We start from the raw sequence: 25289 nt of genomic DNA on the forward strand, positions 1-25289 counted from the left end.
TCTCAAGCGAATCTACAGTCTGGTCTCTGATTTTTTCGGAAGTAGGCACTACGCCCCACGCAAGCACTCCGCCCTTCTCAAGATGTTTTTTTACGCTGTCGGCATAAATTGCGATTGTATCGCCGTATTCAAAAGCGTCAAAGTTTACGATGTCTACACCTGCGTCTATAAGTATGCTCCATTCGGTATTTCCGCAACAGTGAATACCGGCGATGCCTCCTTCGGCGCGAACTGCTTCAATCGCTTCGGATAAAATGCTTACCACGTCTTCACGTTTAACGGAGACATAAGTTGAGCTTCCAAACGCCGATAAAATCGGTTCGTCTAAAAAGCAAATAATATTTTCCGCGAAAGGTTTAACCTGCTGAATCTGCCAGCGGCTTTTCATGGCGATTGATTTTACAATTACATCGCGAAATTCTTCGTTGTAGTACATGGCGCGTTTATTTTCATCTACGATAGAAAGCGCGAAAGTTATCGGTCCTGTTGTCTGCACTTTAAGCCACGGCATTTTGGAGCCTTTTTCTTTTAAAGTTTTTAAAAGAGCGTAAAAGCCTTTGGAATATTTTTCGCTGATTGCCATTTTAGAAAAATCTTTCGTGCCGCCGTCTGTGGCTGACATATAAGTTTCATAAAACTCCGCAAATTTTTCCGAATAATCTTCGTCTGTTTTAAAATACAATCTGTTTTTTTCGGTATCAACTACTGCGCATGGCATATTTTCCGAATACTGCACTTCCATTTGCTCTAACAGCCCAAGACGCGGAAGCTGAGGCCAAATCGGCGCATCCATGGATTTTAACGAAACGCCAACCGCGTAGGTGGGATCCTCAAAAGGCATTGAGCCGATGGCGGTAGAAAGAAATTTGGTTTTCATCATAATAAATTCTCCTTATAATTATTTATTCAACGCTTCTTTAATAGCTTTAATGTGAGCCGGCGTAGTTCCGCAACAACCGCCGATAATGTTCGCTCCTGCGGCGACAAGTTTGGGCGCAATCGCAGCCATATCTTCGGGAGTTTCGGGGAACACAGTCTGCCCATTTACATTTTTGGGAAGCCCCGCATTGGCGTGAACAAGAATGGGAATAGTTTTATTTACCGATCTCATCTTACTTACGATTTCGATCATTCTCTCAATACCGTTACCGCAGTTCGCGCCGACAATATCCGCACCTGCGGCGATAACCGCATTCATCGCTGAAACTGGATCCGCCCCCATCATCGTTTTGTAATCGCCTTGTACTGTTTTTTCAAAAGTGAACGTACAGATAATTTCCAATTTTGTATTTTCCTTAACAGCCTTAACAGCCTGACAAGCTTCCTGTATATCGCTCATTGTTTCGATACATGCCGCGTCCGCTCCGCCTTTTTCAAAAGCGACAGCTTGCGTTTTAAACGCCTCGTAAAGTTCCTCTTCCGTTACTTCTTCCGTAACCAGCATTTTCCCGGTGGGACCGATAGACGCTATTACCCAATGGTTATCCCCAGCCGCCTGGCGGGAAATTTTCGCCGCGGCTTCATTTATTTCCGCCGCCCTGCCGTCAAGTTTAAAGTGAGCCAATTTAAAACTGCTTCCGCCAAAACTATCCGTTTCGATCATATCCGCGCCAGCGTCAATATAATTTTTTGCCACATCCAAAACATCGGCTGGTCTGTCGATACACCACAACTCAGGACATTCGCCGGGTTTTAAGCCTTTTTTGTGCAAAAAAGTCCCCCAAGCTCCGTCAGAAATTAATACTTTTCCCGCTTTAAGCGCTTCCGTTATTTTTTGTCTTGCCATATTTTTCTCCTTTAAATTATCTCGTATGAGGATTTATCATTTTATCCTATAATTCGAGAAAAAACAATAATAATAAAAGCGAAAGTTACCGCTGTACCCGCCCAGATGCGTTGCCAGACGCCAGTTTTTTAACTTCTTCGGCAGAAACAAGGTTAATATCGCCCTCTATTGTGTGTTTTAAGCAGCTTGCCGCTACTGCAAATTCCAACCCTTCATCGGGGGGCATACCTTGAAGGTTAGCGTAAATTAGCCCCGCCCCGAAGCTGTCGCCGCCGCCTACCCTGTCCACGATATGAACCGCGTATTTTTTGGAAAAATAAAAATCTTTGCCGGTGCAGAGCATCGCGCCCCAGTTGTTGTCGTTAGCTGAAATTGATTCCCTCAACGTAATTGCCGTTTGTTTAAAATTAAATTTTTTAATAAGCGCGGCGGCAACTTCCTTGTAACCGTCATGACTGATTTTTCCGGTTGTTACGTCGCTTCCAGAGGCTTTAATGCCAAAAACATCGGCGGCGTCTTCTTCGTTCGCAATGCAAATATCAACATTCTCCATAAGTTTGCTCATAACATCACGGGCTTTTTCGCGCGTCCAAAGATTGGCGCGGTAATTTATGTCGCAAGAAACCGTAATGCCCTTTGACCGCGCCGCTTTTACCGCCGCCATGCAAATTAATGCCATGTTGTCAGAAAGTGCGGGAGTTATCCCTGTAAAGTGAAACCAATTGGCATCTTTAAAAATTTTATCCCAATCAAAATCTGACTCCGTTGCCGTAGCAATCGCGGAATACGCTCGATCATAAATCACTTTAGACGGTCGCTGTGACGCTCCCTTTTCAAGAAAATAAATTCCAACTCTGTCACCGCCCCGGACTATCAAGGAAGTGTCTACTCCGAATCCCCTAAGTCTGTTAACCGCACCCTGCCCTATTTCGTGCTTGGGAAGTTTTGTTACAAATGCCGCATCAATTCCAAAACCGGCTAAAGAAACAGCGACATTCGCCTCGCCGCCGCCGTAAGTCGCGCCGTAAGAATTCGCCTGAACAAAACGATAATAACCCTCAGGCGCAAGCCGTAACATAATTTCACCAAAAGTAATAACCTTCATAAAAACTCCTGTCTATTTATAATATATTATTTTTTACATAAAGGCAAAGTATCTGCCATTAAAACGGCGCTTATCTCCCGTTGAATAACTTATCTTCTATAATGTATACTTGCGATATGAGAAGTTATGATCCAAAGAAAATCAGAGGGCTTGCGATAGACCTTGACGGAACCACATTACTGCCCGAAGGTGTCTTGGGAGACAGAACAAGGGATTGTATCAGAAAACTTATTTCCAAAGGAATGCATATAATAATCGCGACAGGCAGGGCGATTGAAGCGTCGGAAAAATACAGAAGCGCGCTTGGCGCGGAAGGACCGATGGTTTTTTTTAACGGCGCGGAAGTCGCGGACGTTCCTTCCGGCAAAGTATTATTCACAAATTTAATAAGCCTTGATGTTGTCGATTTTGGAGCGGATTTAGCCCGCGAGCTTGGGATACATTACCAAGTTTATCTGCCTGCGGGAATTTCACCCGATACAGGCAAACAAGACCCAAACCAAAAATGGGAAGCTCTGTTAATAGAAAGATACGGACCCGAAGCGGAGATGTATTACAAGCACACGGGAGTTAAAGCCGTTATAAAAGATTTAAAAAAAATTGCCACACTGCCGCTTGAAGGCTGTATCAAGGGAATGTTTATCGCCGATCCTTCTTTGCACGATAAAGTGCGGCAAGAATTTAAAGAGCGTTTCGGCAACAAAATAGATATAGTGCGAAGTTACCCGACATTTTTGGAAGTTATAAATAACGGCGTTTCCAAGGGCGAAGGTTTAAGAATAGCGATGGAACACAGGGGGCTAAAACCCGAAGAAGTAATCGCCTTTGGAGATGAAGAAAACGACGTGCCGATGTTCCCGATAGCGGGTTTTTCCGCCGCCCCCGAAAACGCAAGAGAAAAAATCCGCAAAGCGGCGGACTTTGTTTACGCTCCCAACACCGAGGAAGGACTGGCGGTTTATTTGGAAAAGATTTTTTTGTAGAAAGCAACTATAAAAATATTGACTAAATTGCCCTACTTTCTCATTCGCTCTTTCATTTTTTCCAATCTATTCAACGCTTCATAAAGAGTATCGTTCTTTTTTGCAAAATGAAAACGTATCAGCGTATTTACGTCTTCTCGGAAAAAACTGGAACCGGGAACCGCTCCTACGCCGACTTTTTCAGCTAACTTTTCGCAAAAATCTAAATCGCTTTTATAGCCGTATTCGGAAATATCAAGCATTACATAGTATGCACCTTCGGGGTTTGTGTGCTGTATGCCAAGATCGTCTAACCCTTTCAGGAAAAGTTGCCGCCTCTCGGTATATTCACCTAACAGTTTTTCGTAGTATGCGGCAGGGAAACGCAATCCCACAACCGCCGCTTCTTGCAGAGGAGCCGCAGCTCCCACTGTCAAAAAGTCGTGTACTTTTTTTGCCACTTCAATAATTTCTTCCGTAGCAATGATATATCCCAACCGCCAACCTGTAATCGAATAAGTTTTAGAAAGTGAACTGCAAGAAATTGTCCGCTCAAACATATCGGGCAGGGACGCAATGTAAGTATGGGTATGTGGAGCGTAAACGATATGCTCATACACTTCATCGGTAATGATATATGCGTCATATTTTTTCGCAAGATCGGCGATTACTGTTAATTCGTCTTTGGTAAAAACTTTGCCGCAAGGGTTGGAAGGATTGCAAAGTATCAATGCTTTGGGGCGTTGCTTAAAAGCGGCTTCCAATTCATTTGCGTCAAAGTTGAACAAAGGCGGATGCAGAGGCACATAGATCGGCTCCGCCCCCGACAGAATCGTGTCCGCTCCGTAGTTTTCATAAAACGGCGAAAAAACAATCACCTTGTCGCCGGGGTTTGCGACAGTCATCATCGCCGCCATCATCGCTTCGGTACTGCCGCAAGTTACAACGATTTCACGCTGAGGGTCAATTTGCCTGCCAATCAATTTTGACTGTTTATCGGAAAGAGCCTCACGGAAATTTTGAGCGCCCCATGTAATGGAATATTGATGCGGTCCCGTATGCGCAATTTCAGCGAGTCTGTCCAAAATTTCCTTTGGAGGGTCAAAATCGGGGAAACCCTGCGAAAGGTTGACCGCCCCATGCTTGAGCGAAATACGGGTCATTCTGCGAATAACCGAATCGGTAAAACCAGCCGTCCTGTCTGATAATTTATGCATAGTGAAAAAACTATAACGGCAATAGCAAAAAACAGCAAGAGTGAGTCCGTAAACCACTAGACATAAGTCGATAAATTCGTTATAAATTAGTTATGATATTTCCATTAAAAGAACTAATTGAGTACGGCGACAATATGTACGAAATAACCACTGCGGCTTCACGCAGGGCTTATCAGCTTTCTTCCGTACTGGAAAAAGATGAAAAAGACGATTACGACGGCAAAATGGTCGCCCTTGCCGCCTTACAGGTTTTTACCAAAGAAGTCCAATTCCGTCTGGAAGCTGAATAATCCTTTTGGAAACCTCCGCTATTCCGGTATTAATTCTCTTTGGTCCTACAGCGTCAGGCAAAACCGGCATTCTCCTTCAACTTTTCAACTCTCAATCCAACGTACAAGCCGAGGTTATTTCCGCCGATTCCATGCAAGTCTACAGAGGCATGAACATCGGGACAGCCAAGCCTTCGGCTGATGAAAGAGCAAAACTCCCCCACCATTTAATCGACATCCGCGACCCTAGCGAACAATTTAACGCAGGCGATTTTGTCCGCCTTGCCGATGAAACTTGTGCCGAAATTGCCTCTCGCGGAAAACTCCCTGTAGTGTCTGGCGGAACTGGTTTTTATTTGAAAAACTTTATTTTAGGATTGAGCGAAGCTCCCCCCGGCGACAAATTGCTCCGTGAACAATTAAGACGTGAATTAAGCGAAAAAGGAGCAGCGTCTCTTATGGAAGAACTTGCCTCCTGCGACAGCGTGAGTGCGAATCGCATTCACATAAATGACGAGTACCGTCTTCTTCGTGCTTTAGAAGTTTACCGCTCCTGCGGCAAGCCACTATCATCGTTTGAAGTAAATGCCGATAAAAATCGTCCCAAGTTTAATTTTCTTATCATCGGTCTTTCACGCCCCAGAGAAGAATTATACCGCCGTATAAATTTACGTTGTGCCGATATGTTCAAACAGGGTCTTGCCGCCGAGGTAAGTTCGCTTTTCAAGTCAGGCTACACGCCCGAAGACCCGGGTTTGCGAGCTATCGGCTACAGAGAATTTTTTGTCGAGGCGGCACAAGACGGCAATTTTTCCGCAGACAAACAAGGCAAGTGGCGGCTTTCAGAGGATACCGAAGGGGTGAGGTCCTTAGTCGCCCAAAACAGCCGCCGTTATGCGAAACGGCAAATTACTTTTTTTTCGGGTATTCCCAATGTTAATTGGATAGAACCCGGGCGGAGTGATGTGGAGACGGCGGAGAAAATTAAGGGAGTGTTGGAAGGATTTTACAACTAATTCTAACTTAATGAAATTGTAAGTTTTTTACCCAACACATGGGCAAAACGTTCAAGAGAATCAATTGAAGTATTAAAAGCAGGGTCTAATATATTATCTACCGCAACTCTGGATGTTTTCATTTTTTTTGCTATAAAACTTTTTGTAAGTTTTTGTTCCTGCATAGCTTTTTCTAATTGATAAGTAATAAGTTTTTTCGCAGCCAACTCATTAACTTCGTCATATATGCCTTGTTCTTTCAAAAAATCATTAAAATCTTGACCAATACCTTTCATAGTTTCTTGATAAACTCCCTGACTGGTTGTTTTCCATTCTCCGTTTCAAAGAACACAACATCAAATCCCTTACTTTCTTCATTAGCCATTGGATTCCTTCCTTAATCACTATAATTCCTCAAACTATACAAATAGTTCCCCTCAAAAAGGATATTATAAATGTACATTATATTATGCAGTTTGTCAAGGGAAATTTTATGAATTTTTACCACGAACCTCACGAACATTAGCGAACTCAAGAGGGATAAGGGTAGATTATCTTATTTGATACTTTATTACCAATTGAGGGCAAGATGTATGCCCAAGAATTTTACTTGGGGTCCTGTCAGGAAAAAAATACCTCGACTCACCGTCGAGTCATTTTTTTCCTGACACCCCTCAAGTATGTTTTTGGGCATACATCTTAACCGCATATTAAAAAAATCACACTATACCTAGCGGTGGTCGGTGGGCAAACGACACTATGGAAAAACGCTGTCGATTACGTTGCGTGTCCATAACCGCCGTAAGGCGGCGTACTTTTACCGACCCTGTTATGTGCCATAAAATCTGTTACAATTTATTTTATCATAATTTTAAAATATTATGATTCAAATAATTGAACTGTAGATTTTAATTTTTTCTTGTATATACTTGTGGAACTAAAAGAGTTAATGTATTGCCTCTTATTGTATAAGTGGCTGTTGTTTGCAAAAACATAGCATCAAACATTTCCTTTTCATTTCCTTGAAGTTGTCCTATCTTAGATAAAACTTCATCTTTTGAGTACCACCTAGATTCAAGCCCTAAATTTCCACCATGAATTTGATTTGCCGTTATGGTTATTGAAGTAGCAGTTGCAGTGTATGTACCTTTTGTAAGTATTGTCATCTCTGGCATAACTGCCGATTGTTCAAATTTTCCATTATCAAGTGTCATTTCTGTATTAACACCTGCAATATTAATAACCCATTTACCATTAAGAGCTGCTTGAGCTTTTACATAAGTAGGAACCATTAACCCGAATACCATTACCAGTATTCCCAACCAAAATTTCTTGTTTACCATCGTTTTTTCCTCCTTTCTTTGGTAACAAAGTATATTATGTGTATAAATTCATAAAACCATTATTTTGGATTATTTTAACAAAATAATTTACCCAAAAATTCAGATTTTATGTCACATAATTACCTTTTAATCGCAATAAGTATAACCAACATTGAAAACAAAGCACCAACTATAGATGTAATTATTCCGGCAGTAGCCATTTTTCTTTTCATTGATTTTAACCCAATTACTCCCAATATCACACCAGGTATTGCAGGTAAAAATAATAAAAAACCTAAAATTCCCAATATAAGAGATATAGTTGCAAATACATCTTTTTTGGGATCATCGGTATAAACAATAGTTTGCTTATTATTATTGAACTCGGGGAGGTCAATTTTCTTACTTATACAATATTGTGTAAAACAAATTAACCCTGCGTATATTACAATAATCAGCCAAACATACGGAGTTAATATAAAAGCTCCTTCAAAATCATCTGATTTAAGTAAAATATTCGCAATCACTATAAAAGCACATTTTGCTATTAAACCTGCTATTGAAATATTACGTAATACAGAAAAGGATTTATTTATAAACGCAATTACTAATAAAACAATAGGTATTAATAGTAAAATAAAAACTACAGGAAAACCATTGTCAGCATTTTCCATTAACCTGCCAGTTTTAGTTGCAATTTGCCAGCTTGTAGCATTTAAATTGCTGTCTTGAGAACATTGTACAACTGGTAATGTGAAGAATAAGACACACAATACCAGTCCTACAATTTTTACAATCATTTTCATGTTCATAAAAACTCCTTTGCGGTGTTAATGTCGCCGCTGACATTTATTAACAACTTATTGTTTATTAATATTAGTATTTAATAATATCTCAATAATATTTTTATATATTATATCCATAATTCCTCCAATTTAATGTACACGCAAATGTATCTGCTACTGTTTCTTGTTAGCGTACACTACCTTGTATGATATACCATATATGCTGTGTTGTAAATGGTATACTCAAATATACCATATGCGATTAAGATGTATGCCCAAAAACATACTTGAGGGGTGGCAGGAAAAAGAAATGACTCGACGATAAGTTGGAGCAATACAAGCACCCAAAGGGTGTCGATGAAAAAATCTACACGCTCTGGCACCAGATAGATCACTCAAGATGAATAATTGAGGCGAGGTTTATCTCGCCGTCCGTGCCGCGTTTTTTTTCCTGACAGGACCCCAAGTAAAATTCTCAGGTCTACATCTTGCTATAACTTGGAAATAAAGTAAAAAAATAGCAATTGCCACATGTTTATTATCGCATTCATACAGTTGAATATTATTGAATTATTATGTATTATAGACTTTATGGAAATCATAATGGATGCTTGTGCAATAATGGCTGTTATAGTCAAAGAACCTGAAAGAGATATGATCATACAATTAACTCAAAATGCCGTTATGGTTTCTCCCGATATGCTGTCTTATGAAATTGCAAATGCATTAACCAAAATGATGAAAAAGAAAATTATTGAAAAAGAGCGAATGATTAACGCATTTAATTTTTTCAAAAAAATACCTATTAAAACAATTGAAATTGATTTTGAGAAAGCCCTTGAAATTGCATGGACTTACAAAATTTATGCTTATGATGCTTGTTATTTAGAATCAGCAAAGAGATTAAACTTGCCATTATTGACTTTTGATGGTAATATGATAAAAATTGGAAAGGAACTTGGTATAAATATACTAGGAGGGAAAAATGTTAGTATTTGATGTTTCTGATTTTACTAAAAATGCAACAAAAGTTTTTGATGCTGCGTTGACTAATGAGGTAATTATTAATAATAAAGATGGAAAAAGCTATAAAATTCTTCCTATAAATAATAATGAAGAAAAAGGGAAATCACCCCTTGAGGATGTTCCCTATATAACAGCCGATATAACAACACAAGAAATTGTAAACCTAATAAGAGAAAGCAGAGCCGGAATATAAAGGGATTTATTTAGACATACATCTTGCTACAACTTGGAAATAAAGCAAAAAATAGCAATTGCCCATAATCAACCATCCCCCCTATTCCCCTTAACAATCACATCCCATTGAGTAGCAAGCATCCCTGTCAACATCAAAATAAAACCCAACAACGACCATAAACCAACTTTCTCGGAAAGCAACAGTACCCCACCTAGAGCGGCAAAACAGCCTTCAAAGCTGAGAATTATAACCGCATGGGCAGGCGGAGCGTCTCGTTGGGCGACAACTTGCAAAGTATACGCAATCCCAACTGAACAAAGTCCGCCGTACAGAATTGGAATAAGCGACTGAAAAGAAATCCGCAGGGTTCCGTCTTTTATGGCGGCAATAAGCAAGGGGAAAGGCTTCCATTCAAAAAGACCGTTATCAAGTAATGAAGGATTAATTTTTTCTACTATGGGAATTACATGAGACTCGGCAAAAATTGCACCTAACAACATTAATACTCCGCAAACCGCAAACTGACCTGCGGAAAGTTCTATCGGGTCAACAGAATTTTTACGCTGAATATCAACATTCATAAATCGATCAATAAGCAAAACATGAACTGTCCATAAAAAAGCGCTTACAATCGTAATTAAATCGCCCGGATTCACGGAAGGACGACCTGCAGCGCTGACAAAGTAAAGCCCTGTAAGAGTAAGAACAGAACCAATCCATGTGGGAAGCCCTGTTTTCCTTCCTAAAAAAATTCCAACAATAGGAGTAATTACAACATAAAGCCCCGTAATAAAACCGGCGTTTCCGGCGGTTGTAAAAATCAAGCCTATCTGTTGAAGAAACACGGCAAAAAAAAGACAGCTTCCTGCAAGAAAAGAAGTCCGCAATAAATGTGGGAAGGAAGCCGTAGACGGCGATTTTTTTCGCCTAACAAAAATGAGCGGAAACAGCGAGAGACTTCCTAAAATAAAACGAATTCCGTTATACGCAAACGGTCCTGTATACTCCATACCGGAACGTTGAGCGACAAAACCAAAACCCCAAATAGCGGCGGTAAGAATTAAAAGAAAATCCGCCCTAAGGGCGGATCTGCTGATATGAGGTTTATCGTTCATAAATTATCAATTTTCTTCTTTAATTATCGCCTGCTTAAAACCTGCGGCACTTATTTTTTCCGTAGTAGACTGCACGTCGTTTGCACCAACGCCTGCGACTACTACTCGGTAAAACTCGACATTATCACTGCTGATAAATCTTTCATAAGCGGGGCTAAGTCCCGAAGCTTTTAATTTGTCAAACGCCTCAACTGCGTTTTTTGCGTTTCTAAAAGAGCCAACCTGCAAGCGGTAATTTTTTCCCGCCACAATATTCATTTCAGGCGTTAATTTAAGTTGACTGGTTGGCATCTGCACAACAACAGGTTGAGAAACATACACAGGTGCGGTTTGAACAGGTACGCTTTGAGCGGTAGGAGCGGTAACAACAGGAACGGCTGACGGAGCGGTAATTGCTGAAGGAGCCATTTGCGTTCCCAAAACAGGAGTTGATATTGCAATCTTATTCAAACTTTCAACAGTAACAGGAGCGGTTCCCGTAACAATCATATCAAGCTGTTCAGCCGCCGCCCTTGACACATCGATTATTCTCGCCGGAACAAAGGGACCTCGATCATTCACTCTTACTGTCACGCTTTTTTTATTATGCTGATTTGTAACGACAAGCATAGTGCCAAAGGGCAAACTTGGGTGAGCCGCAGTCAGTTGCGAAGCGTCAAAAATTTCCCCCGACGCAGTCGGACGCCCCTCAAATTCCCTGCCATACCACGACGCTATTCCTTCCTGACGGAAAACATCCGCCCCTTGAGCCTGTAATTGAAGCGGTATAATTACAGACAAAAATAAAATGGCTAAAAATAAATATTTCTTTTTCATATCGATAATATCGGCATATTAATTTTTACTCTGAAATGTTTAAAATGAGAAAAAAAGCTCTTAAAATGAGGAAAAACGGCAAAAAAAGTGTGGTACTACAGGGTTTTGGTAACAGTTATCGGGGCGTGTACATTCATCATTATACAGCGGCGGCGATATGTTCCCTTACCATTTCGGCGATAATTACTGCCGGAGTTTTGCGAACGTTTTCCGCATAGTTAGTCAGAGTTTTGGTTGTTTCAGGCTCAAGCGTAACAGCCATACCATACTTGCGGGCAAAATGACCAGGTTTGTTCAGGTAAGACATAATAGTATTTTTGGTGAAATAATCGTCCAAAGATTCGGCTTCTTTTTCTGTCATTTTTCTTGCCCTCACCTTGAAAAAACAGCCTTATAGCAATTCATCCCTTTCTCTTCCGCCTCTTCCCCACAACAGCCCTAGCACAATATCCAATAAACCTAATAATCGGCGGCTCCATTTTCTTTTTAACAATATCAAGCTCTTTCATAATTTGAATACTCTGCGGACAATGACTTTCGCATTTGCCGCATTTTATGCATAGGTGCGGACTACTGCTTTTTTCCTGTGTCATTCCCGTACTCATAGCGTATTGTTTTATTCCCTCATAATAGCCCATTGAATATACGGCGTTATATGCCGAGAAAGAACCGGGAATGTTTACCCCTGCGGGACACGGCATACAGTAATTACAGCCGGTACAGCGTACTTTGCAGGAACGTTTTATAACGTCAAGAGCCGATTTATAAACGGCTAATTTAGTGTCGTCTAACATTCCGGCGGAGGATTTTTCGGCAAGGGCGATGTTTTCTTCCAGTTGTTCTTTTGCGTTCATGCCGGAAATAATCGTTGTTACTTCTTTCTGATTCCACAGCCAGTTAAGTGCCCAGCCTGCCGGAGTTAAATTTTCATCGGCGTTCTTAAAAATTTTTACCGCTTCTTTTGGCAGTCCTGTCGCAAGTTTTCCGCCAAGAAGCGGCTCCATAATTACAACAGGCATTTTTGCGGCGGCGGACCTTAGTCCCATAACGCCTGCCTGATAATTTTCATCAAAATAATTGTATTGTATTAAAGCCAATTCCCAGTCGTAAGCCCCAAGTATTTTCAAAAACTCGCTTGCCGAGCCATGAAAAGAAAAACCTACTCGTTTTATTTGTCCCGACTTCTTTTTTTGAGCTAACCAACTTTCAATCCCTGCATCCTTTAGTTTTTTCCACTGATCCATGTCGGTTATCATGTGCATCAAATAATAATCAATATAATCTGTTTTAAGCCTTTCAAGAGATTGAGTCAAATATTTGTCAAAATCAATTTTGTTATCACGGGAAGGGTTAAGCAATAAAACAGGAAGTTTTGTAGCGATATAAATTTTATTACGAGCGTTATTTCTGCTTAATACATTGCCTAACGCTTCTTCATTGCCGGGATACAGCCATGCGGTGTCAAAATAATTTACGCCTTTTTCGATTGCATGCATTACAAGTTCTTCGGTTTTGTGCATGTCCGTCATTCCAAGTTTATGCGGAAAACGCATACAGCCAAAACCAAGAACCGATAATTTATTTCCCGTCTTTTTATCGATACGGTACTGCAATACTAATCCTCGGATTCTTCAACAGTATTGTATTCTTCCTGAACTGTTTCTGCGTTGGCAATTTCTTCCGCTTCTTGTTTGCGTCTGTCAAGAATTTCCTGCATGTATTCGTCCAAGTCCTGACTGTCCTCATCAAAGAGTTTAACGTTGTGATAACGCTTCATGCCTGTTCCTGCCGGAATCGGGTGACCTATGATGATATTTTCTTTTAAGCCGCGAAGATAATCCGTTGAACCTGCAATAGCGGCGTTTGTAAGAACCCTTGTCGTTTCTTGGAAACTGGCGGCGGAAAGGAAAGAATCGATGTTAAGCGACGCTTTTGTTATTCCTTGGAACATGGGCTGGGCGATTGCAGGCTGTCCGCCTTCCGCCATTACACGGGCGTTTTCTTCGTGGAAACGGTATTTGTCCACGGAAGAGCCGTAAATAAATTTCGTGTCGCCTACAAATCTTATTTCAACTTTACGCATCATCTGCCTGATGATTACGCCGATATGTTTGTCATTTATCGATACACCTTGCAGACGGTAGACGTTTTGGATTTCGTCCATCAGATAACGCTGTAATTTTCCTTCGCCAAGAATGTACAAAACGTCATGCGGATTGATAGCTCCCTGACAAAGCAGTTCGCCTGCTTCCACAGTGTCGCCGTCACGCACTAAAAGCCGTTTGTTCATCGGGATAAGGTGGGTAAACTCCCTGCCGAAATTATCTACAATAGAAATTTTTCGCTTGCCTTTTACTGGCTCCTTAAAGTACACAGTCCCTGAAACTTGAGCGAGTACCGCCGGGCTTTTCGGTTTGCGAGCTTCAAAAAGTTCGCTGACACGTGGAAGACCGGACGTAATGTCCATAGCTTTTGCAGATTCTTTTAATGTTTTCGCTATTGTGCGTCCCGCTTTAATTCTCTCACCTTCATCAACCTGAATATAAGCGCCGGAAGGCAGGAAGTATGACGCAACCTGATGATCATTGTCATCGACAATAAAGATACGGGGCTGTTTGCTTTCGTGCTGGAACTCCGTTATGCGTTTTTCGGTATTGCCAGTGTCCTCGTCAATTTCTTCTTTAAGCGTTGAGCCAAGAATAATATCCTCGTATTTAACAATTCCGCTTGCTTCGGCGATAATCGGGTCGGAGAACGGATCGAATGTGGCGATGGTTTTATCGGCTTCTACAACAGTGCCTTTTTGAGCTTCAAAATCGGAGCCGTTTCTTATTTCAATTTTTTGATCTTGACCAATCAGGCATAACATTTCTCCGTCATTGGTTTTTATAACTTTGGCGTAAGCGATTTCTGGAGACACAATATCTTCTCCGCCGTGTTTAATAATCACATCGCCTCTGTTGACTCTCTTTCCATCAACCGCAACAAGTTTATCGCCATGATCAATTTTATACTCTCTCATAACTTTATTTACAGTGGCATGACCTCTCCTTGTAAAAAGGAAATGTCCGTTATCAAGCTGTATGTGCGTTCCAACAACATCTTTTATAAACACAGGATACTTCAAAGTGATACGGCTTTCTTCGCTGACCTTTGTAGCAACGCCGCCGATATGGAATGTACGCATTGTAAGCTGAGTACCCGGCTGACCGATTGACTGTGCCGCAATTGTTCCGACAGCTTCGCCAATATCCACCGCTCGGTTTGTCGCAAGGTTGCGTCCGTAACATTTTCTGCAAACGCCGTATTTCGCCTCACAGGTAAGAACTGTTCTTATCCGCACAGACTCAACGCCTGCAGAATCAATCGCCGCAGCTATATCTTCGGTAATTTCTTCGTTTACATCGACAATAAGCTCGCCTGTAATCGGGTGCTTAACACGTTCAAGAGTAAAGCGTCCTACAATTCGATCTTTTAACGGCTCGATAATTTCTTCGCCTTGTTTGATAGCCGAGTATGTAGTGCCGTTAATTGTTCCGCAGTCGTCTTCATTTACAACCATGTCTTGAGCTATGTCTACAAGACGGCGTGTAAGGTAACCTGCTTCCGCTGTTTTAAGAGCGGTATCGGCAAGACCTTTACGAGCTCCGTTAGTTGAAATAAAGAATTCGATAACCGAAAGTCCTTCCTTAAAGTTTGAACGGATAGGAAGCTCGATAATGTCGCCCGACGGCTTCGCCATAAGACCACGCATACCTGCAAGCTGACGTATCTGGTTACGGCTTCCGCGAGCGCCGGAGTTCGCCATCATATAGATTGAGTTAAAGCCGTCTCTGTCCGACTCAAGTGTCTGCATCGTTTTAATGGTAAGGTCTTCGTTTGTTTTTGTCCAAACCTGAACAACCTGATTGTAGCGTTCTTCGTTGGTAATATGACCCTGCCGCCACTGTTTCTGAATCGACTCAACGTCTTTATTCGCCTTGTCAATCATTTCGGCTTTTTCTTTGGGGATAACAATGTCGTCAACGCCGATGGTCGCCCCGAATACTGTCGCATAACGGTAGCCTGTCGATTTAATTGCGTCCAACATTTGAACTGTAATCCACGAGCCTTTTTCTTTGAATATGTACTCAACAAGCGTGCGTAATTCTTTGTCTTTAAGTTCATAGTTAATAAACGGCAGAACTTTTGGCAATTCTTCGTTAAACATAAGTCTTCCGGCGGAAGTTACAATCGTGCCGTCTGCGGCAGGTTCAACCACGTTACCGGCTTTGTCCCAAATTGGAAGTTTCGGCGGTCTTAAACGAATCGCCGCTTCCCTGTCCAGAGCTTTTCTTTCAACTGCCATAAGAACTTCTTCGGGAGACGAATAATAGGGTATCTTGTCTTTTGTTTCTGGTTTTTCCGAACCCGGGCGTTTGGCGTTAGGTTTGATTCTTGTAAGGAAGTTAATACCCAAAACCATATCCTGAGACGGGAATACGATTGTCTTTCCGTTAGCAGGGTTCAACAAGTTACGAGCCGAAAGCATCAATGTCCAACATTCCATCTGAGCCGCTTGCGTTAGCGGAACATGGACTGCCATCTGGTCGCCGTCAAAGTCGGCGTTAAAAGCGTGACAAACAAGCGGATGAAGTTTAATCGACTTGCCTTCCACCAGTACCGGCTCAAACGCCTGAATACCAAGTCTGTGCAATGTCGGCGCGCGATTAAGAAGCACCGGATGTTCTTTTACAACCTCGTCCAAAATAGCGAATACTTCAGGCGTTTCCTGTTCTACAAGCATCTTCGCTTTTTTAATATTAAAAACAACGTCCTTATCGACAAGTTTCTTCATTATAAACGGCTTAAACAATTCAAGTGCCATTTTGGTGGGAATACCGCACTGCCACATTTTAAGATCAGGACCGACTGTAATTACAGAGCGTCCCGAATAGTCTACACGTTTTCCAAGAAGGTTCTGGCGGAAGCGTCCCTGCTTACCTTTGAGCATATCGCTGATAGATTTAAGCGGACGGTTAGATGAGCCTTTAACAACTTTCTTTTTCTTTGAATTGTCAAATAACGCATCAACCGCTTCCTGTAACATTCGCTTTTCGTTGCGTATAATGATGTCGGGAGCGTTAAGCGATTGCAGTCTTTTTAAGCGGTTGTTGCGGTTTATTACCCTGCGGTACAAATCGTTAAGATCGCTTGTCGCAAAACGTCCGCCGTCAAGCTGAACCATTGGGCGAAGCTCAGGCGGAATAACAGGTATTACAGTAAGAATCATCCACTGCGGTTTATTGTTTGAGTTACGGAAATTTTCTACTATGTCAATTCTTTTAAGAAGACGTTTATCGGTCTTTGCTCCCTTCTCGATCATTTTTGCGCGAAGGTCAGCCGCCATTTGATCAAGGTCAAGGTTTTCCAACAAAACGCTGATAGCTTCGGCTCCCATTCCTGCGGTAAAGCCGCCGCCAAAACGTTCTTGAGCTTCGTAGTATTCTTCTTCGGAAAGAAGCTGACCTTTTTTCAGGTTGGTATCGCCAGAATCTATAACGATATATTTTTCATAGTAAAGAACAGAACGAAGCTGCCCTGTGGGAAGGTCGAGGAGAAGACCCATTCTGCTGGGTACTGAACGATAGTACCAGATATGCGAAACAGGAGCCGCCAATTCAATGTGTCCCATTCTTTCACGGCGTACCTTAAAGTGCGTAACTTCAACACCGCAGCGGTCGCAGATAACGCCCTTGTAACGGATCGATTTAAATTTTCCGCAGTAACATTCCCATTCTTTGGTAGTTCCAAAGATTTTCTCGCAGAAAAGACCTTCCTTTTCCGGTCGCAGAGTACGATAGTTAATCGTCTCGGGTTTTTTTACTTCGCCATAAGACCACGACCGGATCATATCCGGTGAAGCCAGCCGTATCATTATCGAATCAAAATCTTGAATATCTCGCATTGTACTCCCCTCTTAGAAATTACTTCCCGATTTAGTTATTAATTCCTCATCTTTTTCGGTGAGCGGTATTTGTTTTCCTTTTACGTCAAAGATTGATAAATCAAGTGCAAGTCCACGCAATTCCTGAACCAGTACGTTAAACGATTCTGGAATACCGGCGGTTGTTGAAGGCTCTCCTTTTACAATCGCCTCATAAATCTTGGAGCGTCCTGTCATATCGTCAGATTTAATTGTTAAAAGCTCCTGCAATGTATTTGCCGCCCCGTAAGCTTCAAGCGCCCATACTTCCATTTCACCTAACCGCTGACCGCCAAACTGTGCTTTTCCACCCAACGGCTGTTGCGTTACGAGCGAGTACGGACCTGTTGAACGAGCATGCATTTTGTCATCGACAAGGTGGTGCAATTTAAGGAAGTAGATTATTCCGCAGAAAATCTGATTAACAAATTCTTCGCCTGTTCTTCCGTCTTTTAACGTCGCCTTGCTTGTTAAAGGAAGCCCTGCTTCTTTAAGTTTTACTTCTATTTGATCGGTAGACGGCGATTGGAAAACAGGCGTTGAATACCATTCGTTCAAAGTAGAGCCAGCCCAACCAAGTTCCGTCTCCAAAAGCTGACCGATATTCATACGAGAAGGAACGCCAAGCGGCGTTAGGCAAATATCCAAAGGAGTTCCGTCTTCCATAAACGGCATATCTTCTTCCGGTAAAATGCGAGCGACAACGCCCTTGTTACCGTGGCGACCTGCCATTTTATCGCCCTCACGCAGTTTACGTTTTGTGGCAATAAGCACTTTTACAACTTCATCAACGCCCGGGCTTAACGAATCGTGATCCGTGCGTTTAAGCCGCTGAATGTCGATAACTGTTCCGTCTATGCCGTGCGGAACTTTAAGCGAAGTGTCTCGCACTTCTTTCGCCTTCTCGCCGAAAATTGAATTGAGCAATTTGAATTCAGGCGTGGTTTCCGTTTCGCTCTTTGGCGTAACTTTGCCAACCAATATATCGCCCGATCTTACCTTCGCTCCAATGCGGATAATACCTTCGCTGTCCATGTTATCAAGACTTTTTTCCGAAGTGTTCGGAATATCCCGTGTAATTTTTTCAGGACCAAGTTTTGTTTCCCTTACTTCAACAACAAATTCTTTGATGTGAATGGAAGTAAACATATCGTCTTTTACAACACGTTGAGAAATAAGAATCGAATCTTCATAGTTGTATCCGTTCCACGGCATAAAGCCTACAAGAATATTTCTGCCCAGAGCAAGCTCTCCGTTTTGGGTAGCCGGTCCGTCTGCAATTACCTGTCCACCGACAATTTTTTCGCCAACTTTAACAATGGGGCGTTGATTGTAGCATGTGTCCTGATTTGTTCTTTGGAATTTGATAAGCTGATAAACATCGTTGCCATTTTCGTCTAACGAAACCTGTGCAGCAGCTTTTACATTTCCCGCTCTTTCCGGCTTTACAATTACTTCCTGCGATGTTACGCGAAGAACAGTGCCGCCCCTGCGAGCTTTTACAAGAACGCCAGAATCGTATGCACACTTTACTTCCATTCCAGTTCCTACACGAGGAGCTTCCGGGAAAACCAGAGGCACTGCCTGACGCTGCATGTTGGAGCCCATTAACGCTCGGTTTGCGTCATCGTGTTCAAGGAAGGGAATGAGCGAGGCTGAAACAGAAATAATCTGTTTGGGAGAAACGTCCATGTACTGAATATCTTCAGGTGCACGAGTTATGTAGTCGCCCTGTCTTCGGCAGGAAATTTGATCGTCGGCGAAAGAGCCGTTATCGTTTACCTTTGCCGAAGCCTGAGCGATGTAGTATTTATCTTCGTCCATCGCCGAAAGATACTCAATATCTTTTGTAGCGATGCCTTTGTTTACTTTACGATACGGAGTTTCCAAAAATCCGTATTCATTTACACGAGTATAATTCGCCAATGAAACAATAAGACCGATATTCGGTCCTTCAGGAGTTTCAATCGGACACATTCTGCCGTAGTGGGTGTAATGAATTTCACGCACTTCAAAACCTGCACGATCTCGTGAAAGACCGCCGGGACCAAGAGCGTTAAGTCTTCTCTTATGTGTAAGCTCTGCAAGCGGATTTACCTGATCCATAAACTGAGACAACTGGCTCGACCCGAAAAATTCTTTAATAGCCGCAACAATCGGCTTTATAGAAATTAATTCCTGAGGTTTAATTGTATCGGTCTCTTTTAAGCTCATTCTTTCTTTGGCAATTCGCTCCATTCTGCTGAATGCCGTCTTCATTTGATTCGCCATTAATTCGCCGACAGAACGAATACGCCTGTTTCCAAGATGATCGATATCGTCAATATATTCATCGCCAACATAAACTTTAATAAGGTGCTTCATGGTAGCGATAATATCGTCAAGAGTAAGAGTAAATTTATTTGTGGGAAGATCAAGGCTGAACTTTTTATTTAATTTATACCTACCCACTTTGCCAAGATCGTAGCGGCGGTCTGAGAAAAACATTCCGTTTAAATCTTTTTCCGCCTGATCAACTGTAATTGATTCACCCGGCATTAATACCGAATAAACAGCCATTAAAGCATCGTCTTTTGCAGGCTCGCTTCCGGCTTCTTTTACAAATTTAATATCTTCACGTTCAAAACAATTAAGAAGCATTGTCGAGTTAAGAGAACCCTCAGCTTCAAAGTCGATATAACAAATTGATTTAATTCCGTTATTTATAAGTTCATCAACATTATGCGGATGAAGTTTTTCGCCTGCTCTGTAAAGAACTTTTTCGCCGCCCTTACCGCTGCTTTCATCTTTAATCATTACAGGTTTTGCAAGAACCATGCCTGAAATTTTTTCTTTTGTCTCACGATCATCTTTAATTTTTAAGGTTTCGGTAACATAAAAAGCTTCGATAATTTCTTCTCTTGAAGTAAACCCAAGCGCTCTAAGGAAAATAGTTCCAAGTATCCTTTTTTTTCTGTCAATCTTGGTGTAAATTAAATCACGTTTTTGATCGATTTCAAATTCAATCCAACTGCCACGATACGGAATAATACGTGATGAGAAAATTCCCTTCTCATGGCTGAAAATAACGCCTGGCGAGCGGTGTATCTGGGATACGACCACCCTCTCCGCTCCGTTAATGATAAAAGTTCCCCTCTCAGTCATCAGGGGAATATCGCCCATGTAAATATCTTTCTGGCGGATTTCTCCGGTCTGCTGAAAAACAAGATTTATACGGGCTTTAAGCGGAACAGCGTAATTAAGACCTTTTTGTTTACATTCAAATTCAGTTACTTTGATGTTGTCTTCGTCAAAAGTATAATGTTCAAATTCGAGCTTCATATCTTCGTTGGGGCTTACGATGGGGAATGTGGCTTCAAATACTTCCTGAAGCCCCTGCAAAGCCGGCTTTTCTTTTTTACTTATTTTTTCTCTTTGTAAAAAACGTTCGTAAGAATGAATTTGAATATCGACTAAGTCCGGCAGTTCCATTACATCTTGAATATCCTTTCCGATATACTGCCGTTGTTCAGCTTGCTTTACCTTGACCATTGCTATCCCCTTCCTGTCTTAAAATATACACTATTTCTACTATAATTAGTACAACTTTTTGCAAAATAAACCACGAAGGCACGCATAGGAGCAATTTTTGCCCTTTTGCGTGCCATTGTGGATATAAATTACCGAGAAAACAAACTTTTTACTGTATTTCAACAGTACCGCCTGCCGCAGTAACGACTTCCTTAATCTTCGCCGCTTCGTCCTTGGAAACGCCTTCTTTAAGGGTTTTGGGTGCGCCTTCGACAAGGTCTTTTGCTTCTTTAAGCCCAAGTCCGGTTACGCCACGAACTTCCTTAATAACGGCAATTTTCTTGGCTTCGTCAAACGCTTTAAGAACGACAGTAAATTCTGTTTTCTCTTCGGATGATGGAGCGGCTCCACCGCCGCCTCCACCGCCACCTCCGGCTACCGCTACCGCAACAGGGGCGGCGGCAGAAACGCCGAACTTTTCTTCCATCAGTTTTACCAGTTCTGAAACTTCAAGAACTGACATGGAAGCAATTGCTTCCAAAATTTCTTCTTTGCTGGCTGCCATATTATCTTCTCCTAAATTGTGTTATACGCTTCATACGAAACGCTTGTCCGCCTGACCTACGGTCGGAAGACTTTATTTAAACTGACAGGAACGGCAGCTTTGAACCAACTGGTTCACCGAAGCCTGACAGTTGTCGTTTTCCACGTTGCGGAAAACGACTTACAGTTTAAAACTGTTTCAACGAAACAGTTTTAAACTGTTGTATTACAATCATCCTGCCTTGCTATCCGCAATAGCTTTGACTGTTCGTACCAACCTTGACGGAATGTCGTTTAGAGCGGAAACAAGGTTGCGTGCGGGTCCGTTCATTACCGACATAAGCATAGAAATAAGTTCCAGTCTGCCCGGCAGTTTAGAGAACGCCTCTGTTTGGGCGGTGTCATATACGGCGTTGCTTATCAACGCTCCCTTTACCTTTAGAGCCGGAACTTCTTTCAAAAATTCAAAGAGTATCTTTGCAACTTCGTTGGAATCTTTTGGAGTAATCGCTACAGCCGTAGGTCCTACAAGGTATTTAGATACGTCTTTATCCGATAAATCCTTAAAAACAATTTGGGCGAAATTGTTTTTTACAACTTTATAAACTACGCCTTTTGTTCGCAGTTGTTTTCTTAATTCGGTAATCTGCTCGACAGTAAGCCCTCGATATTCCGTAAAGATAAAATCTTTTGCGACTTTTAACGTGTCTTTAAGTTCACCAATAGCTTTGGTTTTACTTTCTTGTATTTTTCTTGCTAAAATTGCCATCTTCTACTCCTTATCCTGATCTTTAATATCGACCCAAACGCCGGGTCCCATAGTTGAAGATACAGAAACGGTCTGGATAAATTCGCCTTTTACATCGACAGGGCGTTTGCGTTTAACTTCCGTCATTATCGCCGTGATGTTTTCCGCAACCTGCGACGGCTCCATTGAAACTTTACCAACCGCAAGGTGCAGAACGCCTGTTTTATCAGCCCTGAATTCCACACGACCTTTTTTAAGTTCAGCTAACGCACTTTTAAGATCGAATGTTACCGTTCCTGTTTTTGGGTTAGGCATAAGACCTTTGCGACCCAAAACCATACCAAGTTTACCAACATCTTTCATCATGTCGGGAGTAGCTACGGCAATGTCAAAATCCGACCAGCCGCCTTTTACTTTTTCTATTAAATCGTCCGCTCCGACATAAGCCGCTCCGGCTTCCTGTGCTTCTTTTTCTTTTTCGGGTTTGCAGAAAACAAGAACTTTTTTCTCGCCCCGGAATTGGTGCGGAAGAACTACAGTATCACGCACAGTCTGGCTCTTTTTAAGATTGAGCTTTACGGAAAGATCGACAGTTTCGTCAAACTTAGCGAAAGCCATTGATTTAACAAGTTTTAACGCTTCTGTAAGATCGTAAGTGTTAGTGGGATTATATTTTTTTACGTTTTCGTTGAATTTTTTTCCGTGTTTCATTTTTCCACCTCTACACCCATAGACCTTGCGGTTCCGGCGATTATTTTTACCGCCGCTTCAAGATCGTTAGCTGAAAGGTCAGCCATCTTCATTTTGCCGATTTCCTCAAGTTGTTTTCTTGTGATTTTACCGACTTTAACTTTATGGGATTCTTTTGATCCTTTATCAAGCCCGATTGCTTTTTTAATCAATACCGAAGCAGGCGGAGTCTTGAGGATAAAGGTAAAAGATTTATCCACATAAACCGTAATGATAACAGGGATAATAAGTCCCGGTTCCATGCCCTTTGTTTTGTCGTTAAACTGCTGGACAAACTGCGGAGCGCTTACTCCATGCGGTCCTAAAGCAGGTCCGACGGGCGGAGCCGGAGTAGCTTTTCCGGCTGGGCATTGCAGCTTAATATACGCCGCAACTTTTTTCTTTGCCATTTTATTCTCCTTCGTGGTGTACTCGGCGGCAAACCGAATTAACGTTCACCTAACCAATTGGTCAGGCAAACTTCCACTTAAACTTTTTCTACCTGTAAAAGATCAACTTCTACAGGCGCATTTCTGCCAAAAATACCAACCATCACTTTAAGTTTATTCTTTTCCTGATTAACTTCTTCGATAGTTCCGACAAACGACTCAAATGGTCCGTCAATAATTTTAACCTGCTCTCCGGCGACAAAAGTCTGCCTTGTGCGTACAGTGCGTTCTCCCTTTATCTCGCCTGACTTTTGTAAAATTGCTCGAGCTTCATCGCCCGACAACGGCTGAGGCTTGCGATCCGAGGGAGTTCCCACAAAACCCGTAACGCCCTGAATTTTTTTTATCTTTGAACAAGGAGCCTTCCAGCCCATTTCAGCGTCGGGCAAATCCATTTCTACAAGAATATATCCGGGAAGGAATTTTCTGGTTTGAGTACGTTTTTTGCCATCTTTTACTTCGACAACTTCTTCCGAGGGAACTTTAACGTCACGAACGACATTCTTGTCTAATTCCCCGTTATCGGTCATCATGCGAATGGTTTTTTCTATTTTGTTTTCGTATCCTGAATATGTATGCAGGACATACCAACCCGTAGCCATTATATACCTTTCTCTCTCTAAAATAATGTCCTGATACCCAAGAGCAATAACATGTCGATAAAGCCTAAAATAGCGGCAACTATAATAGTAGAAATAACTACTACTTTTACCGAGCTGATAACATCGTCTTTACCGGGCCAAACTACTTTTTTTAGCTCCGCATAGGACTCTTTAAAAAACTGAACTATCTTCTTCACCTAATTTCTCCTTAATATACAGCTTCAGGCGCAGTAGGCTGCCTACGTTACCCGTCATGCCGCTTTACTTTACATTCCGCAACCATACTCCTTAACTGGCGCATATATTGCTTCAGGCGCAGTAGGCTTCGAACCCACGACCTGCGGTTTTGGAGACCGCCGCTCTACCAGCTGAGCTATACGCCTAATTATTTTATCTTTGTCTCCTTGTGGAGCGTGTGCTTGCGGTCGTGAGGACAATATTTTTTGAATTCAAGTTTTTCTTGAATATTGCGCCTATTTTTTCCGGTTGTATAATTGCGCCTTTTACATTCACTGCATTGAAGAGCTACCAATTCTACCGCTGACTTTTTGCTCGCCATAATAAACCTCTCTATATTTTGGGAAAACCATGTTTCCTATTTTTATACACCAGCCCTCAATCAGAATCGAACTGATGACCTCATCCTTACCATGGATGTGCTCTGCCAACTGAGCTATAAGGGCAAAAGCCGCCCCCCTAAACAAGCGTAATAAAGAGACAACCCACGCATTATATGCGGTTCTGCAAGGATATAAAAAATGAGGACTTTAGTCAAGTATTTTGAGTAAAATTTATTAATTTCTTAAAAAAACGCTGTTTTATCGTTTTGTAGTTTATTAAGATGACTATATTAATAAACTACAAATATTGAATATTTACAAATAACCCGCTAGCTGATTTTTGCCCTTTTTTGCTTACGAACCGACACGAACTCTGTATTGTAAGTATGATTTATTATTATTTCCTGCAAAACATCATTAATATCCTTATTTTCTTTCAAACAGAGCTTTAAGCGGGATTTATCTTCTTTTGTAAGAGGCATATTTTCCATTCTCATGGAAAGCTCAATCTTTTTTATGATTTTTTCCTCATTATCAGTCATAAGCTCCTCAAAAAATCTTAATTTCTATAATATTAATTATAATATATTTGGGTTTTTAAAGCAAAAAG

Annotated in this window: 26 protein-coding genes and 2 tRNA genes; 5 read left to right on the forward strand and 23 right to left on the reverse strand. The window is 41.7% G+C overall.

The window, feature by feature from the left end:
• The 3 genes from ACYVTD_RS03645 to ACYVTD_RS03655 form a co-directional block, all read right to left on the reverse strand.
• On the reverse strand, positions 1-880 hold an 880-nt coding region (locus ACYVTD_RS03645), incomplete at its 3' end, for a uroporphyrinogen decarboxylase/cobalamine-independent methonine synthase family protein (protein WP_461246427.1).
• Between the two features lie 18 nt (positions 881-898).
• On the reverse strand, positions 899-1786 hold the full coding sequence (locus ACYVTD_RS03650; RefSeq protein WP_461246428.1) for a homocysteine S-methyltransferase family protein: 888 nt from the start codon (positions 1784-1786) through the stop codon (positions 899-901).
• Between the two features lie 85 nt (positions 1787-1871).
• On the reverse strand, positions 1872-2891 hold the full coding sequence (locus tag ACYVTD_RS03655) for a PfkB family carbohydrate kinase (protein WP_461246429.1): 1020 nt from the start codon (positions 2889-2891) through the stop codon (positions 1872-1874).
• A 116-nt stretch (positions 2892-3007) separates the two neighbouring features.
• Here ACYVTD_RS03655 and ACYVTD_RS03660 point away from each other — a divergent pair, with 116 nt between their 5' ends.
• Positions 3008-3874, forward strand: a complete 867-nt coding sequence (locus ACYVTD_RS03660) for a Cof-type HAD-IIB family hydrolase (protein WP_461246430.1) — start codon at positions 3008-3010, stop codon at positions 3872-3874.
• Between the two features lie 32 nt (positions 3875-3906).
• On the opposite strand, the gene ACYVTD_RS03665 is transcribed toward ACYVTD_RS03660, so the two are convergent.
• On the reverse strand, positions 3907-5070 hold the full coding sequence (locus ACYVTD_RS03665; RefSeq protein WP_461246431.1) for a pyridoxal phosphate-dependent aminotransferase: 1164 nt from the start codon (positions 5068-5070) through the stop codon (positions 3907-3909).
• A 92-nt stretch (positions 5071-5162) separates the two neighbouring features.
• Between ACYVTD_RS03665 and ACYVTD_RS03670 the strand changes: the two genes are divergently transcribed.
• Both ACYVTD_RS03670 and miaA read left to right on the forward strand, forming a co-directional pair.
• Positions 5163-5360 (forward strand): DNA-directed RNA polymerase subunit omega, encoded by a 198-nt coding sequence (locus ACYVTD_RS03670; protein WP_461246432.1) that lies wholly within the window; start codon positions 5163-5165, stop codon positions 5358-5360.
• A 5-nt stretch (positions 5361-5365) separates the two neighbouring features.
• A complete protein-coding gene (miaA, locus tag ACYVTD_RS03675) occupies positions 5366-6355 on the forward strand; it encodes a tRNA (adenosine(37)-N6)-dimethylallyltransferase MiaA (protein WP_461246433.1) in 990 nt (329 codons plus the stop codon).
• Between the two features lie 2 nt (positions 6356-6357).
• Here miaA and ACYVTD_RS03680 read toward each other — a convergent pair whose 3' ends face one another.
• The 3 genes from ACYVTD_RS03680 to ACYVTD_RS03690 form a co-directional block, all read right to left on the reverse strand.
• Complete coding sequence (locus tag ACYVTD_RS03680; protein ID WP_461246434.1) at positions 6358-6630, reverse strand: helix-turn-helix domain-containing protein; 273 nt, start codon at positions 6628-6630, stop codon at positions 6358-6360.
• A gap of 612 nt (positions 6631-7242) precedes the next feature.
• Complete coding sequence (locus ACYVTD_RS03685) at positions 7243-7677, reverse strand: hypothetical protein (protein ID WP_461246435.1); 435 nt, start codon at positions 7675-7677, stop codon at positions 7243-7245.
• A gap of 119 nt (positions 7678-7796) precedes the next feature.
• Positions 7797-8462: a DUF4190 domain-containing protein gene (locus ACYVTD_RS03690; protein WP_461246436.1), complete on the reverse strand. Its 666-nt coding sequence runs from the start codon at positions 8460-8462 to the stop codon at positions 7797-7799.
• Positions 8463-8996: 534 nt separating this feature from the next.
• Between ACYVTD_RS03690 and ACYVTD_RS03695 the strand changes: the two genes are divergently transcribed.
• Positions 8997-9440, forward strand: coding sequence for a type II toxin-antitoxin system VapC family toxin (locus ACYVTD_RS03695; protein WP_461246437.1), 444 nt, complete (start codon positions 8997-8999; stop codon positions 9438-9440).
• A complete protein-coding gene (locus ACYVTD_RS03700; RefSeq protein ID WP_461246438.1) occupies positions 9427-9660 on the forward strand; it encodes a prevent-host-death protein in 234 nt (77 codons plus the stop codon). Before ACYVTD_RS03695 ends, ACYVTD_RS03700 begins: the two co-directional genes overlap by 14 nt.
• Before the next feature lie 68 nt (positions 9661-9728).
• Here the strand turns inward: ACYVTD_RS03700 and ACYVTD_RS03705 are convergent, their stop codons facing one another.
• From ACYVTD_RS03705 to ACYVTD_RS03780, 16 genes are all read right to left on the reverse strand, one after another.
• Positions 9729-10757, reverse strand: coding sequence for a DMT family transporter (locus tag ACYVTD_RS03705; protein WP_461246439.1), 1029 nt, complete (start codon positions 10755-10757; stop codon positions 9729-9731).
• A gap of 6 nt (positions 10758-10763) precedes the next feature.
• Positions 10764-11573: a septal ring lytic transglycosylase RlpA family protein gene (locus ACYVTD_RS03710; RefSeq protein ID WP_461246440.1), complete on the reverse strand. Its 810-nt coding sequence runs from the start codon at positions 11571-11573 to the stop codon at positions 10764-10766.
• Positions 11574-11712: 139 nt separating this feature from the next.
• Positions 11713-11934, reverse strand: a complete 222-nt coding sequence (locus tag ACYVTD_RS03715; protein WP_461246441.1) for a hypothetical protein — start codon at positions 11932-11934, stop codon at positions 11713-11715.
• Positions 11935-11974: 40 nt separating this feature from the next.
• Positions 11975-13186 (reverse strand): aldo/keto reductase, encoded by a 1212-nt coding sequence (locus tag ACYVTD_RS03720; protein ID WP_461246442.1) that lies wholly within the window; start codon positions 13184-13186, stop codon positions 11975-11977.
• Between the two features lie 2 nt (positions 13187-13188).
• Complete coding sequence (rpoC, locus tag ACYVTD_RS03725; protein WP_461246443.1) at positions 13189-17520, reverse strand: DNA-directed RNA polymerase subunit beta'; 4332 nt, start codon at positions 17518-17520, stop codon at positions 13189-13191.
• A 12-nt stretch (positions 17521-17532) separates the two neighbouring features.
• Positions 17533-21069 carry a DNA-directed RNA polymerase subunit beta gene (gene rpoB / locus ACYVTD_RS03730; protein ID WP_461246444.1) on the reverse strand — a complete coding sequence of 1179 codons (3537 nt, stop codon included), beginning with the start codon at positions 21067-21069 and terminating at the stop codon, positions 17533-17535.
• Between the two features lie 148 nt (positions 21070-21217).
• Positions 21218-21613: a 50S ribosomal protein L7/L12 gene (rplL, locus tag ACYVTD_RS03735; protein WP_461246445.1), complete on the reverse strand. Its 396-nt coding sequence runs from the start codon at positions 21611-21613 to the stop codon at positions 21218-21220.
• Positions 21614-21823: 210 nt separating this feature from the next.
• Positions 21824-22360, reverse strand: coding sequence for a 50S ribosomal protein L10 (rplJ, locus tag ACYVTD_RS03740; RefSeq protein ID WP_461246446.1), 537 nt, complete (start codon positions 22358-22360; stop codon positions 21824-21826).
• Positions 22361-22363: 3 nt separating this feature from the next.
• Positions 22364-23050 carry a 50S ribosomal protein L1 gene (rplA, locus tag ACYVTD_RS03745; RefSeq protein ID WP_461246447.1) on the reverse strand — a complete coding sequence of 229 codons (687 nt, stop codon included), beginning with the start codon at positions 23048-23050 and terminating at the stop codon, positions 22364-22366.
• Entirely contained in the window at positions 23047-23478 is a 432-nt protein-coding gene (rplK, locus tag ACYVTD_RS03750; protein ID WP_461246448.1) for a 50S ribosomal protein L11, read from the reverse strand. The genes rplA and rplK overlap by 4 nt, the downstream gene beginning before the upstream one ends.
• A gap of 77 nt (positions 23479-23555) precedes the next feature.
• Entirely contained in the window at positions 23556-24119 is a 564-nt protein-coding gene (gene nusG / locus ACYVTD_RS03755; RefSeq protein ID WP_461246449.1) for a transcription termination/antitermination protein NusG, read from the reverse strand.
• A 17-nt stretch (positions 24120-24136) separates the two neighbouring features.
• The gene (gene secE / locus ACYVTD_RS03760) at positions 24137-24316 is read right to left on the reverse strand and encodes a preprotein translocase subunit SecE (RefSeq protein ID WP_461246450.1); all 180 of its coding nucleotides are present in this window, start codon (positions 24314-24316) and stop codon (positions 24137-24139) included.
• A gap of 113 nt (positions 24317-24429) precedes the next feature.
• Positions 24430-24502 (reverse strand) — tRNA-Trp (locus ACYVTD_RS03765).
• Between the two features lie 2 nt (positions 24503-24504).
• A complete protein-coding gene (rpmG, locus tag ACYVTD_RS03770; protein ID WP_461246451.1) occupies positions 24505-24678 on the reverse strand; it encodes a 50S ribosomal protein L33 in 174 nt (57 codons plus the stop codon).
• A 51-nt stretch (positions 24679-24729) separates the two neighbouring features.
• A tRNA-Thr gene (locus tag ACYVTD_RS03775) sits at positions 24730-24802 on the reverse strand.
• A 206-nt stretch (positions 24803-25008) separates the two neighbouring features.
• Positions 25009-25221: a hypothetical protein gene (locus ACYVTD_RS03780; RefSeq protein WP_461246452.1), complete on the reverse strand. Its 213-nt coding sequence runs from the start codon at positions 25219-25221 to the stop codon at positions 25009-25011.
• Positions 25222-25289: the final 68 nt, after the last annotated feature.

The organism is Treponema sp. R6D11, assembly GCF_054786075.1.